This window comes from Streptomyces sp. NRRL WC-3618 (genome assembly GCF_001280005.1).
Lineage (GTDB): Bacteria > Actinomycetota > Actinomycetes > Streptomycetales > Streptomycetaceae > Streptomyces.
Map to the genome: position 1 here is coordinate 12,772 of NZ_LGDW01000479.1, position 23,129 is coordinate 35,900.

The following is a 23,129-nucleotide window of genomic DNA, read 5'->3' on the forward strand; positions in this document are numbered from 1 at the left end:
CCGCGCCATGACCGAGATGGCCGACCGAGGCGAAAGGCAACACGTATGACCGCTCCAACGGTCCGGAGACACACAGCCGGGGCACCATGGTGGGAAGGAGGCGAGCCCACCATGACCTTTGGCACCAGGCGCCCGCAGATGTCCCGGGAGGACTTCGAAGAGCTGGCCGACAAGGCCCCCGGGAGCGTGCAGCTCGAATTCCTCGATGGACGGCTGTACGTCAAGGGCGATCACATCCAGGTCGAAGACTTCGAGGAACTCGCCCTTAGGGCTCCGGAGGGAGTCAAGCTCGAACTCATCGACGGAAAGCTTGAGGTCAAGCCGTTGCCGGACAATCGCCACAGGGCCATCGTGGTGTGGCTCAGCCGGTTGTTCATGCAACTTCGCCCTGAACTGGCCTTGTACCACGAACAAGATCTCAAGATCGGCGCCTACCGCAAAGGCCACGCGACGGCGGACGCCGCATTGGCGCCGTTGGATCACTTCATCGCCGAGGACAACAACTGGGCCTCTCCGGACGGCATCCTCATGGTCGTCGAAGTCACCTCCCACGACCGCGACACCGACCGACGCGACCGCATCGACAAGGTGCGCGGCTACGCGGAGGCAGACATCCCTGTCTATCTGCTGATCGACAGGGACAACGACACACTGGTCGTGTACAGCGAGCCGAAGAACGGGACCTACCAGCAGAGCCCTTCGTACCCGTACGGAGCCATGGTCGAGCTACCCGCCCCCGTGAACGTCACCCTCAACACCGAGAAGCTCAAGGACTACGCCGACTGAGTCCCGGCCGACATCCCGCCGACATCCCAGAGGGCGGCCCCGAAAAGGAACCGCCCCCAGCAACCGCACCCAGCGTGGCTCAGCTCAACGACCCCAGCGCCGCCGCGTCGTACGCCTTCAGCTCGTCCGTCCTGCCGTCAAGGACCTTCGCCGCCCACTCCGGGTCCTGGAGCAGCGCGCGGCCCACGGCCACGAGGTCGAACTCCTCGTTCTCCAGGCGGTCCAGGAGATCGTCGATGCTCTTGAGCGGCGAGCCCTCGCCCGCGAAGCTGCGCACGAAGTCACCGTCGAGGCCGACCGAGCCGACGGTGACCGTCGGCTTGCCGGTGAGCTTCTTCGTCCAGCCCGCCAGGTTGAGGTCCGAGCCGTCGAACTCCGGCAGCCAGTAGCGGCGCGTGGAGGCGTGGAAGGCGTCGACACCGGCCGCCGCGAGCGGGGTCAGGATCGACTCCAGCGCCTCGGGGGTCTCGGCGAGGCGCGCGTCGAAGGCGCCCGACTTCCACTGCGAGTAGCGGAAGAGGATCGGGAAGGACGCGGACACGGCCTCGCGTACGGCGGCCACGATCTCCGCCGCGAACTTCGTACGGGCGACCGGGTCACCCCCGTACGTGTCCGTGCGGCGGTTGGTGTCCGCCCACAGGAACTGGTCGAGGAGGTAGCCGTGGGCGCCGTGCAGCTCGACTCCGTCGAAACCGATGCGCTCGGCGGCCACCGCGGCCTCGACGAACGCGTCGATGACGTCGTCCAGGTCCTCCTGCGTCATCTCCTTGCCGGTACCGGCGGTGCCGTCAAGGCGCAGACCCGACGGGCCGACCGCCGGCGCGTCGGCGAACGGGGGCTGCCCGGCCTCCCTGACCATACCGATGTGCCACAGCTGCGGCACGATCTTCCCGCCGGCCGCGTGCACGGCATCGGCGACCTTCGCCCACCCCGCGAGCTGCTCCTCGCCGTGGAAACGCGGAACGCGGTCACTGTCACCGGCGGAGTCGTGTCCGACGTACGTGCCCTCGGTGACGATCAGACCTACCCCGGCGCCCGCGCGGCGCGAGTAGTACGAGGCCACGTCCTCGCCGGGAACACCACCGGGCGAGAACTGACGCGTCATCGGCGCCATCACGATCCGGTTCGGCACGGTCAGGCCGTTCACCGTGAGGGGGCGGGAGAGGATCTGGGCCGCGCGGGAGGTCTGGGCGGGGGCTGTCACGTGGGGACTCCTGGAAAGGGACGGGAATGAGCGGTGACACAGTTACTGCACAGTTGCTTGCATGTGCATCAACTACCGCCCTCCGGCCCTCCATTCCTCCCGCGGGGGACGCCTGCTGTGATCCCGGCCACTACAGGCGATACCTGCGATACCTGCGATACCTGCGACACGTCAGGCCCCGCAAAACGCCCGAGGGCGGCACCCTCCCCACAAGGAGAAAGGTGCCGCCCTCGGTACGAAGGACGATGATCAACCAGAGGTCGATCAGAAGTCCATGTCACCGCCCGGCATGCCGCCACCGGCGCCGGCGCCGGCACCGGCCTTCTCCGGCTTGTCGGCGATGACGGCCTCGGTGGTGAGGAAGAGCGCGGCGATCGACGCGGCGTTCTGCAGCGCGGAACGCGTCACCTTCGCCGGGTCGATGATGCCCTCGGCGATCATGTCGACGTACTCACCGGTCGCGGCGTTGAGGCCGTGGCCGACGGGAAGGTTGCGCACCTTCTCGACGATGACGCCGCCCTCGAGGCCACCGTTGACGGCGATCTGCTTGAGCGGGGCCTCCAGGGCGAGACGGACGATGTTGGCGCCGGTCGCCTCGTCACCCGTGAGCTCGAGCTTCTCGAAGACCGAGGAAGCCTGGAGCAGAGCCACGCCACCACCGGCGACGATGCCCTCCTCGACGGCCGCCTTCGCGTTGCGAACGGCGTCCTCGATGCGGTGCTTGCGCTCCTTGAGCTCGACCTCGGTCGCGGCACCGGCCTTGATGACCGCAACACCGCCGGCGAGCTTCGCCAGGCGCTCCTGCAGCTTCTCGCGGTCGTAGTCGCTGTCCGAGTTCTCGATCTCGGCACGGATCTGGCTGACCCGGCCCGCGACCTGGTCGGCGGAGCCGCCGCCGTCGACGATCGTGGTCTCGTCCTTGGTGATGACGACCTTGCGCGCACGGCCCAGGAGGTCCAGGGAGGTGTTCTCGAGCTTGAGACCGACCTCCTCGGAGATGACCTCGCCACCCGTGAGGATCGCGATGTCGTTCAGCATCGCCTTGCGGCGGTCGCCGAAGCCCGGGGCCTTGACCGCGACGGACTTGAAGGTCCCGCGGATCTTGTTGACGACCAGGGTCGAGAGGGCCTCGCCCTCCACGTCCTCGGCGATGATCAGCAGGGGCTTGCCCGACTGCATGACCTTCTCGAGAAGCGGCAGCAGGTCCTTGACCGAGGAGATCTTGGAGTTGGCGATGAGGATGTAGGGGTCCTCGAGCGACGCCTCCATGCGCTCCATGTCGGTCGCGAAGTACGCCGAGATGTAGCCCTTGTCGAAGCGCATACCCTCGGTGAGCTCAAGCTCCAGACCGAAGGTCTGGGACTCCTCGACGGTGATGACGCCTTCCTTGCCGACCTTGTCCATCGCCTCGGCAATGAGCTCGCCGATCTGCGTGTCGGCGGCGGAGATGGAGGCGGTCGAAGCGATCTGCTCCTTGGTCTCGACCTCCTTCGCCTGGTCGAGCAGGGCACCGGAGACGGCCTCGACGGCCTTCTCGATGCCGCGCTTCAGCGCCATCGGGTTGGCACCCGCGGCGACGTTGCGCAGGCCTTCGCGAACCAGCGCCTGGGCCAGGACAGTCGCGGTCGTCGTACCGTCACCGGCTACGTCGTCCGTCTTCTTCGCGACTTCCTTGACCAGCTCGGCGCCGATCTTCTCGTACGGGTCCTCGAGCTCGATCTCCTTGGCGATGGAAACACCATCGTTGGTGATCGTGGGGGCGCCCCACTTCTTCTCGAGGACGACGTTCCGGCCCTTGGGGCCGAGGGTGACCTTGACGGCGTCTGCGAGCTGGTTCATCCCGCGCTCGAGACCGCGCCGTGCCTCCTCGTTGAACGCGATGATCTTGGCCATGTGAAGTGGTCCTCCCGGACTGGGGTGGATTGCTCCGGACCGCGCTGGCGCCCGCGACGGACGGCCTGCCTGCCCTGTGGTTCCTTGCACCACCCGGCCTGCGGGCCTCACCCACCCGGTCCTTCGGTAGCACTCTCACCTTCAGAGTGCTAACGCCAATGATTAGCACTCGCCCCTGTCGAGTGCAAGCGGCTCTCGAGGATCCGCAGGTGAACAGGGGGTACCTACGCACCGGTAGGCGTGTCGCCGAGCATGCCGATGGCCATGCATACGGCCATGCCGATGGACATGCCGATGGGCTCGTACCTCGTGAAGTCAGTCCCACGAGGTACGAGCCCATCGAATCCTTCAACGAAGGACGAAGAACGTCGCTTGCGGTGCGCCGGCGCGTTGCTTCAGCTGGTCGCCAGACGGACCATGTCCGCCTGCGGCCCCTTCTGGCCCTGCGAGATCTCGAAATCGACCCGCTGACCTTCCTCGAGGGTGCGGTAGCCGTCCATCTGAATCGCGCTGTAGTGGACGAAAACATCCGCACCACCGTCGACCGCGATGAAGCCGTACCCCTTCTCCGCGTTGAACCACTTGACGGTGCCCTGAGCCATGCCCAACTCCCCTATTACTGGCCCTTGCACGGACCCGCACTTCGCGGATCCGGGTCAGACCTCACCCCCCCAACCGGTGGAGGTGTGCGCCGGAACGCGTCGACCGCGGCCGAATGTATCTGTCCAACTGCCCTCTGCAACAGGGCAATTGGACGAGAAATCCGGGCACGTCAGGTCAGGAAATATGCGGAGAATTCACGCGGATTCAGGGCAAGCCGGGCCCCACAAAGTGAACAAAAAACGCAAAAGGCCTGCACACTTTGGCTACTTCTCGTTGGGTGCGCGGCAGAAATCAATACGCGTGCGGCGAGCGAGATGGCGCGGCTTCCCCAACTGTACCGCGCTCAACCATACAGAATTGCCCCCTCCGCTTCTCTCATCGGAGGGGGCAATTCGATGAACACTCGGTAATCGACTTACCGATGGCTACTACTGCTATTACTGGCGCTCAGCCTCCGGCGACAGCCGGAATGATCGACACCCCGGCACCGTCCGGCGTCGCCGTCTCCAGCCCCTGCTCGAAGCGGACGTCGTCGTCGTTGACGTACACGTTGACGAAGCGCCGCAGCTTCCCCTGGTCGTCGAGCACCCGGGCGGCGATCCCCGTGTGGTTCTTCTCGAGATCAGCGATGACCTCGGCGAGGGTCCCACCCTCGGCGGCCACCTCGGCCTGCCCGCCGGTATAGGTACGCAGGATGGTAGGAATGCGGACACTAACGCTCACAATGAACCTCCGGTCAGGATGACGCGCCCCCAAGGGGCGCGGGGCTCTGCTGAATGTGCGGCTACCGCCGCGTGGGCGCGCCCAGCCCCCACCGGCCCGCAGCAGAACAACTACCTCTTACGCGAGTCCAGCCTCATGGAACGACTCAAGACTGGGCCGAATGGTCGCGGTCAGCCCGACATCGGCCACCGCGTCCAACGTCTTGAGCCCGTCCCCGGTGTTCAGCACGACAGTCGTGAGGGCCGGGTCCAGCAACCCGCTCTCGATCAGCTTCTTCGTGACACCGACGGTCACCCCACCCGCCGTCTCCGCGAAGATCCCCTCCGTACGCGCCAGCAGCCGGATCGCGTCGACGATCTGCTCGTCGTTCACGTCCTCCACCGCCCCGCCGGTCCGCCGCGCGATGTCCAGCACGTACGGCCCGTCCGCCGGGTTGCCGATCGCCAGCGACTTGGCGATGGTGTCGGGCTTCTGCGGCCGTACGACGTCGTGCCCGGCCTTGTAGGCCACGGACACCGGCGAGCAGCCCTCCGCCTGGGCACCGAAGATCTTGTACGGCTTGTCGGCGACCAGCCCGAGCTTGATCAGCTCCTGCAGACCCTTGTCGATCTTCGTGAGCTGCGACCCGGAGGCGATGGGCACGACGAGCTGGTCCGGCAACCGCCAGCCGAGCTGCTCGCAGATCTCGTACGCCAGGGTCTTGCTGCCCTCCGCGTAGTACGGGCGCAGGTTGACGTTGACGAAGCCCCAGCCCTCGCCGGCCGGGTCGCCGATCAGCTCGGAGCAGAAGCGGTTCACGTCGTCGTAGTTGCCCTCGATGCCGACGAGCTCGCCGCCGTACACCGCGGCCATGACGACCTTGCCCTGCTCCAGGTCGTGCGGGATGAACACGCAGGACCGCAGACCCGCGCGGGCGGCGGCGGCGCCCACGGCACCGGCCAGGTTGCCCGTGGAGGAGCAGGAGAGGGTGGTGAAGCCGAAGGCGCGGGCGGCCTCCAGCGCCTGGGCGACGACCCGGTCCTTGAAGGAGTGGGTCGGGTTGCCGGAGTCGTCCTTCACGAAGAGCTTGCCAACGTCGACGCCCAGCTCGCGGGCGAGGTTGTCGGCCTTGACGAGCTTGGTCCAGCCGGGATTGATGTTCGGCTTCTCGGCGACGTTCGCGGGGACGGGCAGGAGGGGCGCGTAACGCCAGATGTTCGCGGGTCCCGCTTCGATGCGCTTGCGGAGTTGCTCGGTGTCGGCCGCCGACTGGACACCGAAGTCGTAGGCGATCTCCAGCGGGCCGAAACACTCCTCGCAGGCGAACACCGGACCGAGGGGGACACGGTGGCCGCATTCGCGGCACGAGAGTGCGGCGGCGGGACCGAGATCGACAGGGGTTGCGGAGCCGGCAGTGGTGCTCTCGACAGTTTGCGCAGCCATGGAGGCGAGGCCCTTTCTCCTCATCTTCCTCACGGCGCATCTCGCCGTGAGACGGATTTGGCACCTTCCCGAGCCGGGAGCCTCGCGCATGAACTGCGACAAGACCGGCCGGAGGGTTGCCGGGGCTTCATCGGGCCGTATCCCTCTGCCCCTCTGGATGAGCGGTATGAAGTTATGAGCGCCGGCGACCTCGGACATGCGATGGTCACCCGCGTTGTTCAAGACTGTAACCGAAGCCTTGGATGGTGGTGGGAGCCGTCCGAACCGCGAGATAGCGCGACATGAGCCGCTACCGCGGCGAGTCGAGCTTTTTCCCCCCATGCGACGTAAGGGAGAGCCGCACGTGCTGGAAGACGTCGAGCGCTGGCTGGGCACTCGCTCCTGGTCCGCCCGTGACCGCCCGCTCAAGAAGCTGATCGCCGCGAAACGTTCCTCGAACGCCTCGGTGAGTGTCGTCCTGCCCGCGCTCAACGAGGAGAAGACGGTCGGCGAGATCGTCGCCGTCATCCGCCGTGACCTGATGCTGAAGGTCCCGCTCGTCGACGAGATCGTGGTCATCGACTCGGGTTCGACCGACCGTACCTCCGAGGTGGCCGCCGCGGCGGGTGCCCGGGTCGTGCACCGCGACGACATCCTGCCGCGCATCCCGGCCGTGCCGGGCAAGGGCGAGGTGCTGTGGCGGTCACTCCTGGTCACCAGCGGGGACATCGTCTGTTTCGTCGACGCTGACCTGAAGGAGTTCTCCTCGGAGTTCGTCTCCGGGATCGTGGGCCCGCTGCTCACGGAGCCGGGTGTGGACCTCGTCAAGGCGATGTACGACCGCCCGCTCGGCGAGGCGTCGGGCCAGGGCGGCCGGGTGACGGAACTGATGGCCCGCCCCCTCCTCAACATGCACTGGCCGCAGCTGGCCGGTTTCGTCCAGCCGCTCGGCGGCGAGTACGCGGCCCGCCGCTCGCTCCTCGAACAGCTCCCGTTCCCCGTCGGCTACGGCGTGGAGCTGGGCATGCTGATCGACGCCCTCCACCTGGTCGGCCTGGACGCGCTGGCGCAGGTCGACGTGGGCGTGCGCAAGCACCGCCACCAGGACGGCCAGGCCCTGGGCCGGATGTCCGCCGCGATCTACCGCACCGCCCAGCTCCGACTGGCCCGGGGCCATCTGATCCGCCCCTCGCTCACCCAGTTCGAACGCGGAGAGGACGGTTTCGAGCCACGCACGTACTCGGTGGACACCGAGGAACGCCCGCCGATGGCGGAGATCGCGGAGTACGCGAGGAGGAAGGCCGCGTAGGCCCGGCACACCGGCCGAGCGGCTTGTATACGGCTGAGGCGTACGTGTGTACGTTTGAGCGTTTCCGGGCCGGGCTAGGTTGAGGCGTATGGCTTCGACGCAAGGTGTGCAGGGTACGCAGGGTTCTTATCGGGTGCTGGTCGCGTCCAACCGCGGCCCGGTCACGTACGAGATCCGCGAGGACGGCTCGCTGCACGCCAAGCGCGGCGGCGGCGGGCTGGTCTCCGGACTGTCGGCGATCGGGCCGGACGCGAACGCCCTGTGGGTGTGCTCGGCCCTCGGCGACGGCGACCGCGAGGCGGTACGGCGAGGAGCGGGCGAGCCGGGCGTGCGCATGCTCGCGATCCCGGCCGACGTGCACGCGGACGCGTACAACGGCATCGCCAACTCGGTGCTGTGGTTCGTGAACCACATGCTGTACCAGACCCCGCTGGAGCCGGTCTTCGACGCGGAGTTCCGGCGCCAGTGGGCGTCGTACGAGGCCTACAACCAGGCGTTCGCCCAGGCACTGGCCGCGGAGGCGGCCGAGGGCGCGTCGGTGGTGGTCCAGGACTACCACCTGTGCCTGGTCCCAGGGATGCTGCGTGACCTGCGCCCCGACCTGCGCATCGGCCACTTCTCTCACACGCCGTGGGCACCGGCGGACTACTTCCGGATGCTCCCGTACGACATCTCCGCCCAGCTCCTTCGCGGCATGCTCGGCGCGGACCGCCTCGGCTTCCTCACCCAGCGCTGGGCGGACGCGTTCACCGCCTGCTGTACGGACCTGGTCGGCGGCCTCGGCGACACGCGGATCGGCGTACACGGCCTGGGCGCGGACGCGGACTTCCTGCGCCGGCGGGCGCACGAGGCGGACGTCGAGGAGCGGATGGCCGCGCTGCGGGCGGAGATCGGCGGCAGCGGCCACGACCGGAAAACGATCGTGCGGGTGGACCGTACGGAACTGTCGAAGAACATCGTGCGGGGCCTGCTGGCCTACCGCCAGCTGCTGGAGGACCGCCCCGAGTGGCGGGAACGGGTGGTCCACGTCGCGTTCGCGTACCCCTCCCGCCAGGACCTGGCGGTCTACCGCGACTACACGGCCGAGGTGCAGAGGGTGGCCGACGACATCAACGCAACGTACAGGACCGCCACTTGGACCCCGGTCGTCCTCCACGTCAAGGACGACTTCGCCCGCTCCCTGGCCGCCTACCGCCTCGCCGACGTGGCCCTCGTCAACCCCATCCGCGACGGAATGAACCTCGTCGCCAAGGAGATCCCGGTGGTCTCCGACGAGGGGTGCGCGCTCGTGCTGTCCCGGGAGGCGGGGGCGTACGAGGAACTGGGCGACGACGCGATCGTGGTGAACCCGTACGACGTGATCGAGACGGCGCGGGCACTGGACGAGGCGCTGACCATGGGCACCGGCGAACGCGCGGAACGCACGAAACGCCTGGCCGCAGCGGCAACCGCGCTGCCGCCGGCCCAGTGGTTCCTGGACCAGCTGAACGCGCTGGACTGACGGGCTACCGTCGCTTCACCGCCGTACGACGCGGGCTCGCCCCTGGGTTCGGAATCCGAGGGCGTGCCGGTAGATCTCGGGCAGTCGGTAGCGGCCGTCCGAGTCGGCGGCCAACGCTCCGGCGTCACGCAGTACCTCGATGCCGTTGGCGTCCAGTCCGACGTCATCGGCGTTGAAGGGCATGAGTACCTCATGTGCGTACCCCCCCAGTGCGCGCAGTAGATCGCCCAGTTTCTTGTTCTCCTGGCCGATCTCCTTGACCTTCTCCGTGCTGCACTGGACGAGGGCGGTACGCATGGCCGCAGGAGCGAGCAGTCGGTCCGTCCGTTCGTCTCCCGATGACAGCTCGGCGGCCTCCCGGAGGAAGCGCACGACATCGCGAGCCTGCACTTGGTCGTTGAAGTCGGCCAGCGCCGCCGGCACCCATCGGTCCGACCAGGCCTCCCGCGAGCTGTCCGAGCCGAGTTTCGCTCCCCACACCGAATGCAGGGCCTGAGTGATCTCCTCGTACGAAAGTTCCATCAGCTCCCGCTCTGGCGGCTCCGGCACGGCCTTGGCGGTCACCGCGACCCAAAGGGCGAGCCTCAGGGCCTCCTGGGCATCCCAGCGCAGCGCGTAGGGCTCATAGCGGTCGAGGAACTGGCCGAGGTTCTGCCGGATGGCCCATGACGCCAGGTCCCGGCGCACGAACACCACCAGGCCGAGCGGCCGTGCTCGCACCGACCGCAACCAGTCGGGAACGTCCACGAGGAGTGCGCGCAGCGCAGCACGCTTGGCCTCGCCTTCGAGTTCCTGGAGAAAGTCCTCAAGCCCGTCGAAGACGAACAGAAGGTTCCGGTCCCTGGGCGACAGCAGGTCCTGTTGGACGTCATAACCCGTGCGCCCTCCGGCTTCGCTGCCGCTGGCGATCGCCATGCAGCGCAGCCAGACGTCAAGCCAGAAGTACGAGTCCGTGTGCATGGGCGATCTCAGGGCTTCGTTCAGCAGCCGCAGGATCTGAGGACGGGTCGCTCCCTGGCCGCCTGCGGCCAGGTCACGCAGATCCTGTGGGCTGGTGCTCCGCTCCCCCGTGGATTCCTGGTCGAGGTTGGCGGGATCGAGGACGGGCACGACAAGCGCGTCGTCCAGCACCTTCAGCCCCGCCTTCTCCGCGAAGCGGGACCAGCTTCCCGCAGCGCACATCCGCGCGTAGGTGAAGGTCTTTCCGGCACCCTTCGCACCCACCACCACGGTCACCGGCAGGGAACTGCGGTGGTCACCGATCAGCCGACGTAGCGGCTCGGTCGACAGGAATCCCAACGCGCCGTCGAGTCCGGTTCGTTCGGCGAAGACGAGCGAGGCCGCCCGGTCCCGCAACATCGTCCTGCGCTCTTCGATGCTGACAGGACCGTCCTCCTCCGCTCGCAGGTCGCCACCCGACAACGGCTGCGGAGCCAACTCCGTCACCCGCTCCCCCAACCCACAGCGACGTACGACCTCCACAACCTCGTCCCAGCTGCCCGGCAGCGCGAGCAGTTCATCGCGGAACGGACTGACCAGTGCGGCGGTCAACGCCTGGGAGTCGACGTCGAGGTCCCTGTCCTGCTCATCGCCTTCCGGGACGCGCAGCGTCCCGAGAAGGGCATCGGACAGCTTGCGCCTCGCCCCCTCGGCCTCGTCGTCGTGAAGGTCCATGCGGTACTGCGTGACCACTGCTGCGGGGGCGGGGTCCTGGCCGAGCAGCGCGGGTGCCTTGGCGCCCAGCTGCCCGATCATCCGCAGGGTGCCGTCCAACGACTGATGGCTGAGCGTGGTGACGAACACCCGCTGCACACGTGGGTCCAGCAGGACGGGCGCCGCCAGTTCGGACGCTCCCGCCCTCAGGTCGATGATCACCGTGTCGAGTTCGGCTGCCGAGGCCACTTCGGCCAAGGACTCCGTGAGGAAGTAGGTCGACCGGTCATGTGTCAGCAGGTCAACCGGTTCGATCCGGGGAGGGCCGAGCCTGGATCGACGCGTGGCGGGAAGAATCGCGAGCCGTCCGGGCCCGGTTCCTACCACGAACTGACCTGCCAGGTAGTCGCGCACGATCTCGGTGACCGACGCGGTACCCCCGCCGTCCGTGCCATGGAGCAGGGCAAGCACGTCTTCGTAGCTGATGTCGCTCGTCCCACCCTGGGCCTGGTGCATCCATGTGATGCCGGGGGCCTCAAGGTCAGCGTCGATGAGCAGTACTCGGCGCCCTTGCCTGGCGAGCTGGTCGGCGAGCGCCACCGCATGCACCGTGCGGCCCACTCCGCCCTTGAAGGAGTGGAAGGCGATGACCTGCACATCGCCCGTAAACCGGTCGGATCGCGGCCGGGGGAGCGTCTGAGCCAGCTCAGCCGTCGTTCTGCGCTCGGTCAGACGCGGCACCCGCCGCTCCGGCGAGCGGTCGTCGATCGCGTCAAGGGTCACGGGGATGCCTTCGGTACCGAGCCCGCGCGGCCGGTCCAGGGCAAGGAGCGGCCGCCCGGGCTCCCCGATCACCGAACCGCGGCCGAAAGCACGATCCAGCCATGCCCGAACCATGTCCTCGGTCGCGTGCGAACGGATCGTCAGCGCCAACTCGTCCCACCAGGCATCGGCTTCGAGAAGCCACTCGGGCCACTGTCCGGCCTCGGCCAGATACGAGAGGTGCTCGTCGACATCCACCCAGGTGAAGAGGCGGCCCGGCACAACACCGCTGTGGTCACCGACGTCCACGTGTGATCCCGCTTCCCTGCTCACGACGTCACTTCCGAGATTCCGAGATCAATGTACGCAGCGCGTCCAGCGCCTGCTTCTCGTCATCCGGTTCCAGATCCGCACCGCACCGTACCTCCATGCTCGTGCAGCGCCGGAGGCTCGACCTTCTGCACTGCCTGGCCATTGTTAGGAGGTCTGGCGCAGCCCTGGAGAGCACTCTGGCTCTGCGGCGACAGCCTGAGTTCCTTGGCCAGTAGCCGCAGGTCGTGGGTACGCAAGTAAGAGGGGAGCTGCGAGGTGTCCCGCAGCTTCATACGCTGCATCACCTCCGCCTTCAGGCCGCACTCGGCGCTGTAGAAAAGCAGCAGGCCGGCCGTGGCCTGATCGTCACTGCCTGCCAGGTCCTCGCCGCGCCGCCCCAGTCGGTCACTGCTGCGTCGCAGCTGCCTCATGCCCACGTCGACCATATGGGTGATCGTACGGTGGCGCTCCGGGGCTTTGCGTGACAATCACTACCTCGGGTGACGGTCCGACATCTCCTCTCACGGCGGCGCGGTGCCCGCAGAATCAGGGGAGTCGTGCCGCGACGGCCGCCAGCAGCCGTACGACGCCTGCGGGGCCGTCGACGACCAGGTCGGCGCGCTCCGCCAGTTCCGTCACGGCCTCGGTGCTGTTGCCGCTGCACACCAGCAGACCCGGGGTGCCGTTCCGGCGGAGCTTGTCCACCGCCGCGAACGCCGGGAGGTCGCCGAGGTCGTCACCGGCGTAGAGCACCGAAGTGGCGCCGGTCTCCTGGACGTACTTCTCCAGGGCGACGCCCTTGTCCATGCCGGGTGGGCGCAACTCCAGTACCAGGCGCCCGGGTTCGACGATCAGGCCGTGCCGGGTCGCCAGGTCGGCGAGGGGTTCGCGCAACGCCTCGAACGCGGCCTGCGGATCGGCCGCGCGCCGCGTGTGCACGGCGACGGCTCTGCCCTTCTCCTCGATCCACGTGCCCTGCCAGGCGCCGAACCGTTCGAGGAACCCGGGCAGTTCGGCGCGGACGGCGGCGACGCCGGGATGCGGGGCGGGGGCACTGACCGTGCCGGTCACGGCGTCCCAGCGTTCCGTGCCGTAGTGGCCCAGGACAACGAGGTGCTCCAGTCCGGGCACGCCCGCGAACCCCCCGAGCCGCACCGCGACACCGGCGGGGCGCCCGGTGAGGACGGCCACGGCGGCGACGTCGGGGGCGAGGGCGGAGAGGGCGGGGAGTGTGTCGGGGTGAGCGCGAGCCTGCTCAGGGTCGGCGACGATCGGAGCGAGGGTCCCATCAAAGTCGAGGACGACAACGGCACCGGCAGGCCCCCCAAGGATGGCGTCCAGCCCATCCCGGCCGGCCTGAGTCAGGGGCGTAGGCAGGGAATCCATGCCTCGACCATATCGGCCCGGGGCTTTGAGGAGGAGGCGCCTCCAGCCCAGGCCGTGCTTCCCACCCACCCACCCGTGCGCCGCATCTATCCAGCCCAGGCAGAGCCACACCCAGCCCGTCCGGCGTTTGAGGACGAGCGCGTTCAGCGCGAAGGGGGGTCTGGGGGCGCAGCCCCCAGATACGGGATGGGACGGGTAAGGGCGGCGGGGGCGAAAAACACCCCGCCGTCGGCTAACGCTCCCCCCTCCGCCCCTCCCGCACCCTCCGCAACCGATTCACCGTCACCGGATCACAGGCCAGCGCCCGCTCATCATCAATCAGCGCGTTCAGCAGCTGGTAATACCGCACAGGCGCCAACCCCAACTCCTCACGGATCGCCCGCTCCTTCGCCCCCGGCCCCGCGAACCCCCGCCGCTCAAGCGCGAGAATGTCCAGTTCCCGACGCTCCAGCCCCCGCTTCCCACCCACGCCCTCGCCCTCGCTCATGCGGCGAACCTACTCCTCCGACTCCGATCCCCTGGACCCACGCGTCCTGCCTACCCCGCACTGTCCTCCGCGCGCTCCTCGGAATTGGCCCGAGTCTGCAACTCCGTAAGCACCCCCGCCGGGCTCCCGCCCGCAGCGAACGCCGCACCGATCCGTTCCTTGATGTCCGCGCTGACCTGCGCCCAGGACGTCTTGCCGACCGGATAGAGCTGGGCGGTCGGGAGCTGCTCCAGGAAGGGGGCGAGGTTCTTGTCCCGGGCGGCGGTGGACATCGTCTGGGAGGCGGACGTCGTGACCGGCAGAAGGTCGTACTCGCGGGAGAAGGCGAGCACGTTCTTCTCGTTGTAGACGAAGTCGAGGAAGTCGCCGACCTCACGGCGGTGGCCGTTCTTCTTGAAGGCCATCATCCAGTCGGCGACCCCCATCGCGGACCGCGTGGAGCTCTCCTTGCCGGGCATCGGCACCATCCCGACGTCCACCCCCTTGGCCGCCGCGGCCTTCAGCAGCGAGGGATGCCCGTTGAGCATGCCCACCTCACCCCGCGCGAACGCGGCGAACGCGGCGGCCCGGTCGAGCTTGCCGGGGGCGACGGGCCCGGTGAGGCCTTTGTCGACGAGTTCGTCCTTGAGCCAGGTGAACGTACTGATGTTCTGCGGGGAGTCGATGCCGTACGTGCCGACGGCGCTGGTGTAGCTGTCGCCGCCGCTGAGCAGCCACTGCATGGTCTCGGCCTGCGCCTCCTCGGGCCCGAGCGGGAGGGCGTACGGGTACTTCACGCCGTCCTTGCGCAGTGCGGCGGCGTCGGAGGCCAGCTCGCGCCAGGTGGTGGGCGGGGTGAGGCCGGCCGCGGTGAAGAGCTTCTTGTTGAAGAAGAGGAGGCGGGTGGACGCGGCGAAGGGCATGCCGTACTGGGTGCGCCGCACCTCTCCGGCTTCGGCCAGATGGGCGACGAAGTCGGCCTGCGTCGGGATGGAGAGCAGGTCGTCGGCCTCGTACAGGTCGCCCTTGGCCGCGTAGTCGGCGTACGCGCCGATCTGCGCCAGGTCGGGCGCGTCACCGGCGGCGACCATCTCCTTGACCTTGCGATCGACGTCGTTCCAGGAGTAGACGCTGACGTCGACCTTCACATCGGGGTGGGCGTCCGCGTACTGCTTGACCAGGTTGTCCCAGTACTTCTGGGAGCTGTTGGCCGGGGAGTCGCCGTAGTCGGCGGCGACCAGCTTCAGGGTGACCTCACCCGAGCCGGTGCTTCCGCAGCCCCCGAGAGCCACCGTCATACCGAGTGCGGACACCGCCGCGATCATTCCTGCCCTACGCCGCTGCACTACAGAATCCCCACTGGTCTCGACCGACCTCGACTGGTCCCGCCGACGGTCGTTCACATACATGTTCATTGGTACGTTCAACTTCTTACTCTAATAGGTCTACACCACCTAGTGGACTAGACCTCTCCCGGGTCGACGGGCACACTGTCCCCGTGAGACATGTCATCGCCCTCGACGTGGGCGGCACCGCGATGAAAGCCGCCCTCATCGGGCCGGACGGCGCGCTCCTCCACCAGGCGCGCCGGACGACCGGACGCGAGCGCGGCCCCGACGCCGTGGTCGAGGAGATCCTCGACTTCGCCGCCGACCTGCGCGCCCACGGCATCGCCCACCTCGGCGAGAGCGCGGCGGCGGCCGGAGTCTCCGTCCCCGGCATCGTCGACGCCGAACACGGCATCGCCGTCTACGCGGCGAACCTCGGCTGGCGTGACGTACCCCTGCGCGAACTGCTCACCCGGCGGCTCGGCATGCCGGTCGCCCTCGGCCACGACGTACGGACGGGTGGCCTGGCGGAGGGCCGGATCGGCGCCGGCCAGGGAGCCGACCGCTTCTTCTTCGTCGCCCTCGGCACCGGCATCGCGGGCGCGATCGGCGTCGCCGGCCAGGTGGAGGCGGGCGCGCACGGCTTCGCGGGCGAGATCGGCCACATCGTCGTACGGCCCGGCGGGACCCCGTGCCCGTGCGGCCAGCGCGGCTGTCTGGAACGGTACGCGTCGGCGTCGGCGGTGAGCGAGGCATGGGCCGCGGCCTCCGGAATCCCCGGTGCGGACGCGGCGGACTGCGCCAAGGCCGTCGACTCCGGCGACCCCCGGGCCCACCAGGTGTGGCAGGACGCCATCGACGCCCTCGCCGACGGCCTGGTCACCGCCCTCACCCTGCTCGACCCGCGCACCCTGATCGTCGGCGGCGGCCTGGCGGAGGCGGGCGACACGTTGTTCACACCGCTGCGCACCGCCGTACGCCAACGGATCACTTTCCAGAAGTTTCCGGCCATCGTCCCCGCAGCCCTGGGCGACACGGCAGGCTGCCTGGGCGCGGGCCTACTCGCCTGGGACCTCCTGACCACCACCGACCTCACGGAGGCAACGCCCTGATGGCAACCCACCTGGGGGCGCGGGGAACTGCGCGACAAGCCTCCACCGGCCCGCAGCACGCACACAACCTGCTGTTCAAAGGCGCCCAAGTAGTACTCCCCACCGGAATCACCCCCGGTGGCCACGTAGCCGTCGAGGGCACCCGAATCACCGAGCGCGCCCCAGAGAACGCCCACGTCATCGACGTAACCGGCCACTGGCTGGTCCCCGGTTTCGTGGACCTCCACAACCACGGCGGCGGCGGAGCCTCCTTCACCTCCGGCACCGCCGAAGACATCCTCAAGGGCATCCACACCCACCGCACCCACGGCACCACCACCCTCGTCGCCTCCACCGTCACCGGCGACATGCACACCCTCACCGCCCAGGCCGGCCTCCTGTCCGAGCTCGCCGAGCAGGGCGACATCGCCGGCGTGCACTTCGAGGGCCCCTTCATCTCGCCGTGCCGCAAGGGCGCCCACTCCGAGGCGCTGCTGCGCGACCCGGACCCGGCGGACGTACGCAAGCTGATCGACGCGGCGCGCGGCCACGCCAGGATGCTCACCCTCGCCACCGAACTCCCCGGCGGCCTCGACTCCGTACGGCTGCTCGTCGAACACGGCGTCCTCGCGGCGATCGGGCACACGGACGCGACGTACGAGCAGACGGTGGAGGCCATCGACGCGGGCGCCACCGTCGCCACGCACCTCTTCAACGCGATGCCCGCCCTTGGCCACCGCACCCCGGGCCCGATCACCGCCCTCCTCGAGGACGAGCGCGTCACCGTCGAACTCATCAACGACGGCACGCACTTGCATCCCGCGGCCCTCCAACTCGCGTTCCATCACGCGGGCGCGGACCGCGTGGCGTTCATCACCGACGCGATGGACGCCGCCGGCTTCGGCGACGGCCGCTATCTGCTCGGCCCGCTGGAGGTCGAGGTCAGCGAGGGTGTGGCGCGGCTGGTCGAGGGGGGTTCGATCGCGGGCTCGACCCTCACGCTGGACCGCGCGTTCCGGCGGGCGGTCACCGTCGACGGGCTCCCGGTCACGGACGTGGTCGCCGCCCTGTCCGCCAACCCGGCCCGGCTGCTGGGGATGTACGACCGGGTGGGCTCCCTGGAACCGGGCAAGGACGCGGACCTGGTACTGCTGGACGCGGACTTCACCCTCAAGGGAGTGATGCGCAAGGGCAGTTGGGTAGTGAAGCCCCAACTGCCCTGAGCCGCGAGGGCAAGCAGGACAACACAGGGGAGGCCGACCAGGTGATCCTCACGGCCACGCTGAACACCGCGCTCGACATCACGTCCCGCGTAAGGAAGTTACGCCCGCACGCCTCCCACCGGATCACCTCGGTGACCGAACGTCCGGGCGGCAAGGGCCTGAACGTGGCCCGCGTGCTGGCCGCCCTCGGCCACGAGGTGACGGTCACCGGCTTCACGGGCGGCGCGACCGGACGGACCGTACAAGACCAACTCGCGGCCACACCAGGCGTGTTGGACGCCCTCGTCTCGGTGTCGGGTTCGACCCGCCGCACGATAGCGGTGGTCGAGGACCAGCCCGCGAGCACAACCCCGGAAACGACACAGCTCAACGAACCCGGCCCACAGATCACCCCGGCCGAGTGGTCCGCCTTCCAGGACGTGTACGAGGGACTGCTCCCGTCCGTCTCCGCGGTGGCCCTCTGCGGCAGCCTGCCGCCGGGGGTGCCCGTGGGGGCATACGCCGGCCTCGTCCGCACGACACGGGCGGCCGGTGTGCCCGTACTGCTCGACACCGACGGGGAGCCGCTCAGCCGAGGGGTCACCGCCGGCCCCGACCTGGTCAAGCCGAACGCCGCTGAACTGGCCGAACTCACCTGCTCCCACGAGCCGTTGCGGGCCACCCAGCACGCCCGCAGGCTCGGCACCAAAGCCGTGGTGGCCTCCCTGGGCCCGGCCGGCCTCCTCGCGGTGACCCCCGAGGGCCACTGGCGGGCGACCCCACCGACCCACGCCCGGGGCAATCCGACGGGCGCCGGCGACTCGGCGGTCGCCGGCCTGCTGTCCGGCCTGGTCGACCAACTCCCCTGGCCCGAACGCCTCATCCGCGCGGTGGCCCTGTCGATGGCGACCGTACTGGCGTCGGTGGCGGGCGAGTTGACGGCTGCATAGAGCAATATCAGCCTTCTTGGACAGGGAATGACCGAGAAGCCCATGTCATCCCACCTCACCTTAGAAGAAAATCTGACTAATAACTCACCGCACCGACCGGCGGCGAATGCGATAGAGCCAGGGGCTGTCATGATAAGAACAATTATGCGCGTAGCGGCAATTCCGGGTGCGCTGGCAGCGTCGCTACTCATTGCCACCATTACACCTGCGCAAGCTGACGCAGGAGGCGCATATGGCGGAGTCGAATGGAATCTCCGCGCGGGTACGTCAACGACTTCGACTGTAATACTCAGGGTTAAAAAATTTGGTACCGGAGTCCCGGACAGAATCCCCTGTTGGGATTCTGAATGCTCCGGTGGGGTCACAGGTGGTTCATATCGATGCACCAACGAGAGTGCGACCTACAACACTTGGACACCCTTGAGGTGGGAGGGGCAGAAGCGGTGGGTTGCAGACAGGTGCGTAACGATCGGCCGTATCGCCTAACCTGAGGCTCTTTACATCAGTCCGCCAACATCGCAGTGGACCAGACCTGGAGGAAGCGAGGCTTCCCGCCCACCGTGAGGCGTCAATCATCGGCGCTTTCAATATGCAGGAAGTCTCATCTGCTATCACAACTCACTCCGGCTTCATAGATCAGTCCACAAAAAAATGCCGCCTCTCGGGAGGCGGCATTTTTTGCACACACCGAGTCAACCGTCGAAACAGCCCTTTACCAGTCAAAGCTGATCAATATTTGCGTCTCCTTGGTTGCGCTGCCCCCAGGAATCCTTAATGACGTTCCTCCTGACCATAGCCGTCGCGATACCCACCCAGGCAGCCAACACTCCCAGTTGCTCGACAGGCCTCGGGCTACTAGATAGGGAAGCCCGTGGAACTGGCACTGGTGGATCCCTTTGAGCTGGGCGTAGAGGGATCCACTCGGATGACCATCACCCAGCAGTGCGTTTTCGCCGCCAAAGATCACAAAGGAAACTTTACATATTGGTCACACCGCCACAATTACGACGGTGCGCCGAACTGGAAACAGTGGACTACCCACGCCAGCCTCCAAGGGGCATGTTTGCCTGGACGGTCCAAATCGCGAACTTCGAGGGAAGCTCACGGTTGAACTCCTGCACAGCCCCCTGGGTGAAGGCCTGACTCACCCATCGGGGCACTCCACTGCGGAGCCCTCAGCACGTGGCGACGTAACGGGTACTACTGCCCCACCCAGCCCTTGACCAACCACAGCTGGTCGAGGAGGGCATCGCACTGGTTTCCCTGCTCGCAGGAGACCTTGATGGTGTTGGTGCCCTTGTTGAGCTCGACGTAGTTGTAGGTCTCCGTCCAACCCTTCGCGTAGTCACCCTCGGCGGCCTTCGCGTGGTTCTTCATCTTGATCAGGCCCGTGGAAGGCGTGCCATTGACGGTGAGCGTGGCGTCGGCGTCCTTCCCCGGTACGCCGTAACCGACATACAGCGAGTACTTGCCGTCCGCCGGAATACCGTTCACGTTCCACGTGACCGACGCGCCCACGTTGTTGAAGTTGCCCACGTAGACCCCGCCCGCCGCCTTCGCGCCCTGGACGTCCGACACCGCCGCGGCGCCGCCCCCGAGTTGCAGGGCCTTCGCGTCGATGGTGGGCAGGTCTTCCTCGGTGGTCGCCTCCGACTTGCTGGCCGACGGGGACGGCGAGGCGCTCTGACCCGTCGTCGGGGTCGGGCCGGCCTCGTTGTCCTTGTCCTTGTTGCCGTCGTCGCCCATCATGGCCACGCCGATCCCGATGACGACCGCGGCGACCACCGCGATGGCGCCGATCAGCAGCCCCTTGGTGTTGGGGCCACCGCCCCGACCGCCTCTGCCGCCGCCATTGCTGTACGCGGGCTGCTGCGGAGCCGTGGGGCCGCCGCCGAAAGCCTCGGGTGCCTGGTAGTGGGCGTTCGGGCTGCCGTACGCGCCTTGCTGCTGCGGCACCGTCTGGCCGTACTGCGCGGTCGGGGCGGTCTGGCCGTACGCCGGCTGCTGGCCCTGGCCGGGGGCCTGCGCCGGGCCCGCCGACTGGCTGTACTGACGCTCGCCGACCGGCCGCACCCGGCCGACCGAGTTCGGGTATCCGTAGCCACTGCTCGGCGGCTGGGCTCCGTTGGCCCGACCGTCTTCGTACAGGTAGCCGAACGGATCGTCGTCCTCGGGCGTGCTCGCGCCGCTGTTGCCGGGCGTCATCCCTTGGTACTCCTCAACAGGTGCGGGGTGGGGCTAGGTACAAGGTGATGCGAGATGCTGCGGGGGCGTCGCCGGGGCCTGCGGAACAAACGACACAGGCAAGCGACGCAGTGCGAATAGCGAGCCTACCCGCTCTCGCTGCCCCAAACGGGTGAGTCCGATCGCACGCGATCCGCGTCACACCGCCGACCATCGGTGGCCGCACCACTGACCAGGAGATCATCCCGCCCGGCGGTGTTGTCTGGGACGAGATCGTTTCTCGATGTACATCCGCTCGTCGGCCGACTTCAGGACTTCGTCCGCCGTCATCCCGCAGTGTGCCCACCCGATGCCGAAGCTCGCGCCGACCCGCATGACGCGGCCGTCGACCCGGATCGGCTGGATGATCTCGTTGCGCAGGCGTACGGCGAGGTCCTGGGCGTCGGCGCGGCCGAGGCCGTCGGCGAGGACCACGAACTCGTCGCCGCCGAGCCGGGCCACCGTGTCGCCGTCCCGCACGGCCCCGCCGAGGCGCCGAGCCACCTCGATCAGCACCGCGTCGCCGGCGTTGTGCCCGAAGCGGTCGTTGATCGACTTGAAGCCGTCGAGGTCGCAGAAGAGAACCGCGAGCCCCTTCGTCCCGTCGTCCTGCTCACCCTCGGGGGCGACGGTGTGGACGTGGTGGTCGTACGCCCCGTACGCCTCGGGGGTGGCGCGGAAATCGAACTGGTGAGCGTTGGCCTCGTGCGGCTGGATTCCGCCGTCCGTCACCGGGGCGGGCGTCGGCGTGTACTGGTCGTGCGTGCCGTAGGGGTCCGGCTGACCCTGGCCGTAGGCCGCGTCGACCGACTCGACGGCGCCGGGCAGCGCCGTCTGCGGGCGCTGGCAGAGACGGGAGCTGAGCCGGGTGCGCAGTTCGGCCGAGTTGGGCAGGCCGGTGAGGGAGTCGTGGGAGGCGCGGTGGGCGAGCTGGAGCTCGCGACGCTTGCGCTCCTCGATGTCCTCGACGTGGGTGAGCAGGAAGCGCGGGCCGTCGGTGGCGTCCGCGACGACGGAGTTGCGCAGCGACACCCACAGATACGAGCCGTCACGGCGGCGGAGCCGGAGCTCGGTGCGCCCGCCCTCGGCGGAGGTGCGCAGCAGGGTGCCGATGTCCTCGGGATGCACGAGGTCGGAGAAGGAGTAGCGGCGCATCGCGGAGGCGGGGCGGCCGAGGAGGCGGCACAGAGCGTCGTTGGTCCGGAGTATTCGCCCGTGCTGGTCGCCGCCCATCTCGGCGATGGCCATGCCGGAGGGCGCGTACTCGAAGGCCTGACGGAAGCTTTCCTCGCTGGCCCGCAGCGCCTGCTGCTCGCGTTCGAGTCTGACCAGTGCACGCTGCATGTTTGCGCGCAGCCGCGCGTTGCTGATCGCGATGGCCGCCTGGAACGCGTACATCTGGAGCGCTTCCTTGCCCCACGCGCCCGGACGGCGGCCGTTGCGCGGCCGGTCCACGGACAGCACGCCGATCAGTTCGCCGCACGAGCCGCCGGGCACGCCCGGGGTGAACATCGGCGCGAAGAGCCGGTCGGAGGGGTGCCACTCGTCCTCGAAGCGCGGGTCGGGGCCCTCGGTGTACCACTGCGGGACGTCGTCGTCGTCGAGGATCCAGCCCTCGGTGTGCGGGATGAAGACCAGGTCGCCCCAGGCCTCGCCCATGGCGAGCCGGCGCTCCCAGGAGTCGCGTGAGCCGACGCGGCCGGTGATGAGGGCCTCGGCGGCGGAGTTCCCGGCGAAGGCGGCGACGACGAGATCGCCGTCGGGGCGGACGAGGTTGACGCACGCCAACTCGTAACCGAGGCCGTTGACGACGCCGTCCGCGACGGTCTGGAGGGTGTCCGCCAGACTGCGCGCGGTGTTCATGTCCGCCATGACCTGGTGCAGTTGCCGCAAGGTCGCGAGACGGACATACGGCTCCTGGTCGGTCTCCATTCGCCCTCCTTCCGCCTATCCCACCTTCCCAGCCACTGAATCACAGCGCGCTGCCCACTCGGTACACAGGGTCAACAAAAATGGTCACCTGTGACTCAAGTCACAACGAAAGATGAGCAATTGAGTGGAGTTTCTGAGTTCTCCCTGTGCGTTTACTGAACGCAAACTGTGTATCCGCGCGGATACTACGAGCGAGGATACGGGCGGGAAGAAGTCGGCGTGGCCGTTCGCGATCATTGGACCGTTCCCGACCATTGGCGGGTTCTCGGTCCGAAGACCTAGATCCCGGTTCGGGCGCTGGTCCGATGCGGCGGCGGGGAAACGCGGAATAGCTTTTCCACGTGCTGACTCCCCGTGCCGTACACACTCTCGCCGAACCCACCCCTGCCGTACCCCCCCTCCCC

The 23,129-nt window shown here is 68.2% G+C and carries 18 protein-coding genes and 1 riboswitch; of the genes, 6 read left to right on the top strand and 12 right to left on the bottom strand.

All coding sequences use genetic code 11. The features are described 5' to 3' along the window. Positions 1 to 111: 111 nt before the first annotated feature. Positions 112 to 786 (top strand): Uma2 family endonuclease, encoded by a 675-nt coding sequence (locus ADL01_RS37435; RefSeq protein ID WP_234354933.1) that lies wholly within the window; start codon positions 112 to 114, stop codon positions 784 to 786. Positions 787 to 865: 79 nt separating this feature from the next. Here ADL01_RS37435 and ADL01_RS37440 read toward each other — a convergent pair whose 3' ends face one another. The 5 genes from ADL01_RS37440 to thrC all read right to left on the bottom strand — a co-directional run bounded on the left by ADL01_RS37440 (position 866) and on the right by thrC (position 6,631). Beyond that, on the bottom strand, positions 866 to 1,990 hold the full coding sequence (locus ADL01_RS37440; protein WP_053746533.1) for an NADH:flavin oxidoreductase: 1,125 nt from the start codon (positions 1,988 to 1,990) through the stop codon (positions 866 to 868). A gap of 264 nt (positions 1,991 to 2,254) precedes the next feature. Next, positions 2,255 to 3,883 carry a chaperonin GroEL gene (gene groL, locus ADL01_RS37445; protein ID WP_053746534.1) on the bottom strand — a complete coding sequence of 543 codons (1,629 nt, stop codon included), beginning with the start codon at positions 3,881 to 3,883 and terminating at the stop codon, positions 2,255 to 2,257. A 395-nt stretch (positions 3,884 to 4,278) separates the two neighbouring features. Next, positions 4,279 to 4,485, bottom strand: coding sequence for a cold-shock protein (locus tag ADL01_RS37450; RefSeq protein ID WP_019057200.1), 207 nt, complete (start codon positions 4,483 to 4,485; stop codon positions 4,279 to 4,281). 448 nt (positions 4,486 to 4,933) lie between these two features. Continuing rightward, complete coding sequence (locus tag ADL01_RS37455; RefSeq protein WP_053746535.1) at positions 4,934 to 5,209, bottom strand: MoaD/ThiS family protein; 276 nt, start codon at positions 5,207 to 5,209, stop codon at positions 4,934 to 4,936. 117 nt (positions 5,210 to 5,326) lie between these two features. Beyond that, positions 5,327 to 6,631, bottom strand: a complete 1,305-nt coding sequence (thrC, locus tag ADL01_RS37460; RefSeq protein WP_053746536.1) for a threonine synthase — start codon at positions 6,629 to 6,631, stop codon at positions 5,327 to 5,329. A 17-nt stretch (positions 6,632 to 6,648) separates the two neighbouring features. After that, positions 6,649 to 6,795: riboswitch (SAM riboswitch) on the bottom strand. 179 nt (positions 6,796 to 6,974) lie between these two features. On the opposite strand from thrC, the gene ADL01_RS37465 reads away from it, so the two are divergent. After that, positions 6,975 to 7,919 carry a glucosyl-3-phosphoglycerate synthase gene (locus tag ADL01_RS37465; RefSeq protein WP_053746537.1) on the top strand — a complete coding sequence of 315 codons (945 nt, stop codon included), beginning with the start codon at positions 6,975 to 6,977 and terminating at the stop codon, positions 7,917 to 7,919. Between the two features lie 88 nt (positions 7,920 to 8,007). Then, positions 8,008 to 9,420, top strand: a complete 1,413-nt coding sequence (locus ADL01_RS37470; RefSeq protein WP_053746538.1) for an alpha,alpha-trehalose-phosphate synthase (UDP-forming) — start codon at positions 8,008 to 8,010, stop codon at positions 9,418 to 9,420. Positions 9,421 to 9,435: 15 nt separating this feature from the next. Here the strand turns inward: ADL01_RS37470 and ADL01_RS37475 are convergent, their stop codons facing one another. The 5 genes from ADL01_RS37475 to ADL01_RS37495 all read right to left on the bottom strand — a co-directional run bounded on the left by ADL01_RS37475 (position 9,436) and on the right by ADL01_RS37495 (position 15,324). After that, a complete protein-coding gene (locus ADL01_RS37475; RefSeq protein WP_234354934.1) occupies positions 9,436 to 12,144 on the bottom strand; it encodes a ParA family protein in 2,709 nt (902 codons plus the stop codon). Between the two features lie 83 nt (positions 12,145 to 12,227). Further along, positions 12,228 to 12,593 carry a hypothetical protein gene (locus ADL01_RS37480; protein WP_053746539.1) on the bottom strand — a complete coding sequence of 122 codons (366 nt, stop codon included), beginning with the start codon at positions 12,591 to 12,593 and terminating at the stop codon, positions 12,228 to 12,230. A 100-nt stretch (positions 12,594 to 12,693) separates the two neighbouring features. Continuing rightward, entirely contained in the window at positions 12,694 to 13,533 is an 840-nt protein-coding gene (gene otsB / locus ADL01_RS37485) for a trehalose-phosphatase (protein ID WP_053746540.1), read from the bottom strand. 232 nt (positions 13,534 to 13,765) lie between these two features. Beyond that, positions 13,766 to 14,020 carry a DUF3263 domain-containing protein gene (locus ADL01_RS37490; RefSeq protein ID WP_053746541.1) on the bottom strand — a complete coding sequence of 85 codons (255 nt, stop codon included), beginning with the start codon at positions 14,018 to 14,020 and terminating at the stop codon, positions 13,766 to 13,768. Between the two features lie 50 nt (positions 14,021 to 14,070). Beyond that, positions 14,071 to 15,324 carry an ABC transporter substrate-binding protein gene (locus ADL01_RS37495; RefSeq protein ID WP_053746542.1) on the bottom strand — a complete coding sequence of 418 codons (1,254 nt, stop codon included), beginning with the start codon at positions 15,322 to 15,324 and terminating at the stop codon, positions 14,071 to 14,073. Positions 15,325 to 15,497: 173 nt separating this feature from the next. Here ADL01_RS37495 and ADL01_RS37500 point away from each other — a divergent pair, with 173 nt between their 5' ends. Genes ADL01_RS37500 through ADL01_RS37510 form a run of 3 tightly spaced genes read left to right on the top strand, consistent with a single transcriptional unit; the run spans position 15,498 to position 18,570 of the window. Further along, positions 15,498 to 16,439, top strand: a complete 942-nt coding sequence (locus ADL01_RS37500) for an ROK family protein (RefSeq protein ID WP_053746543.1) — start codon at positions 15,498 to 15,500, stop codon at positions 16,437 to 16,439. Then, entirely contained in the window at positions 16,439 to 17,641 is a 1,203-nt protein-coding gene (gene nagA / locus ADL01_RS37505; protein WP_234354935.1) for an N-acetylglucosamine-6-phosphate deacetylase, read from the top strand. Before ADL01_RS37500 ends, nagA begins: the two co-directional genes overlap by 1 nt. A 41-nt stretch (positions 17,642 to 17,682) precedes the next feature. Further along, positions 17,683 to 18,570 carry a 1-phosphofructokinase family hexose kinase gene (locus tag ADL01_RS37510; protein WP_053746544.1) on the top strand — a complete coding sequence of 296 codons (888 nt, stop codon included), beginning with the start codon at positions 17,683 to 17,685 and terminating at the stop codon, positions 18,568 to 18,570. A 1,200-nt stretch (positions 18,571 to 19,770) separates the two neighbouring features. Here the strand turns inward: ADL01_RS37510 and ADL01_RS37515 are convergent. Together ADL01_RS37515 and cdgB are read right to left on the bottom strand one after the other, a co-directional pair. After that, the gene (locus ADL01_RS37515; protein WP_053746545.1) at positions 19,771 to 20,775 is read right to left on the bottom strand and encodes a CBM35 domain-containing protein; all 1,005 of its coding nucleotides are present in this window, start codon (positions 20,773 to 20,775) and stop codon (positions 19,771 to 19,773) included. A 219-nt stretch (positions 20,776 to 20,994) separates the two neighbouring features. Beyond that, entirely contained in the window at positions 20,995 to 22,725 is a 1,731-nt protein-coding gene (cdgB, locus tag ADL01_RS37520) for a diguanylate cyclase CdgB (protein WP_053746546.1), read from the bottom strand. Positions 22,726 to 23,129: the final 404 nt, after the last annotated feature.

Coding starts and splice junctions, on each gene's coding strand:
- nagA (WP_234354935.1), top strand. CDS start 16,439: ATGGCAACCCACCTGGGGGCGCGGGGAACTGCGCGACAAGCCTCCACC.
- ADL01_RS37515 (WP_053746545.1), bottom strand. CDS start 20,775: ATGACGCCCGGCAACAGCGGCGCGAGCACGCCCGAGGACGACGATCCG.
- cdgB (WP_053746546.1), bottom strand. CDS start 22,725: ATGGAGACCGACCAGGAGCCGTATGTCCGTCTCGCGACCTTGCGGCAA.
- ADL01_RS37495 (WP_053746542.1), bottom strand. CDS start 15,324: ATGATCGCGGCGGTGTCCGCACTCGGTATGACGGTGGCTCTCGGGGGC.
- groL (WP_053746534.1), bottom strand. CDS start 3,883: ATGGCCAAGATCATCGCGTTCAACGAGGAGGCACGGCGCGGTCTCGAG.
- thrC (WP_053746536.1), bottom strand. CDS start 6,631: ATGGCTGCGCAAACTGTCGAGAGCACCACTGCCGGCTCCGCAACCCCT.
- ADL01_RS37470 (WP_053746538.1), top strand. CDS start 8,008: ATGGCTTCGACGCAAGGTGTGCAGGGTACGCAGGGTTCTTATCGGGTG.
- ADL01_RS37490 (WP_053746541.1), bottom strand. CDS start 14,020: ATGAGCGAGGGCGAGGGCGTGGGTGGGAAGCGGGGGCTGGAGCGTCGG.
- otsB (WP_053746540.1), bottom strand. CDS start 13,533: ATGGATTCCCTGCCTACGCCCCTGACTCAGGCCGGCCGGGATGGGCTG.
- ADL01_RS37435 (WP_234354933.1), top strand. CDS start 112: ATGACCTTTGGCACCAGGCGCCCGCAGATGTCCCGGGAGGACTTCGAA.
- ADL01_RS37450 (WP_019057200.1), bottom strand. CDS start 4,485: ATGGCTCAGGGCACCGTCAAGTGGTTCAACGCGGAGAAGGGGTACGGC.
- ADL01_RS37480 (WP_053746539.1), bottom strand. CDS start 12,593: ATGGTCGACGTGGGCATGAGGCAGCTGCGACGCAGCAGTGACCGACTG.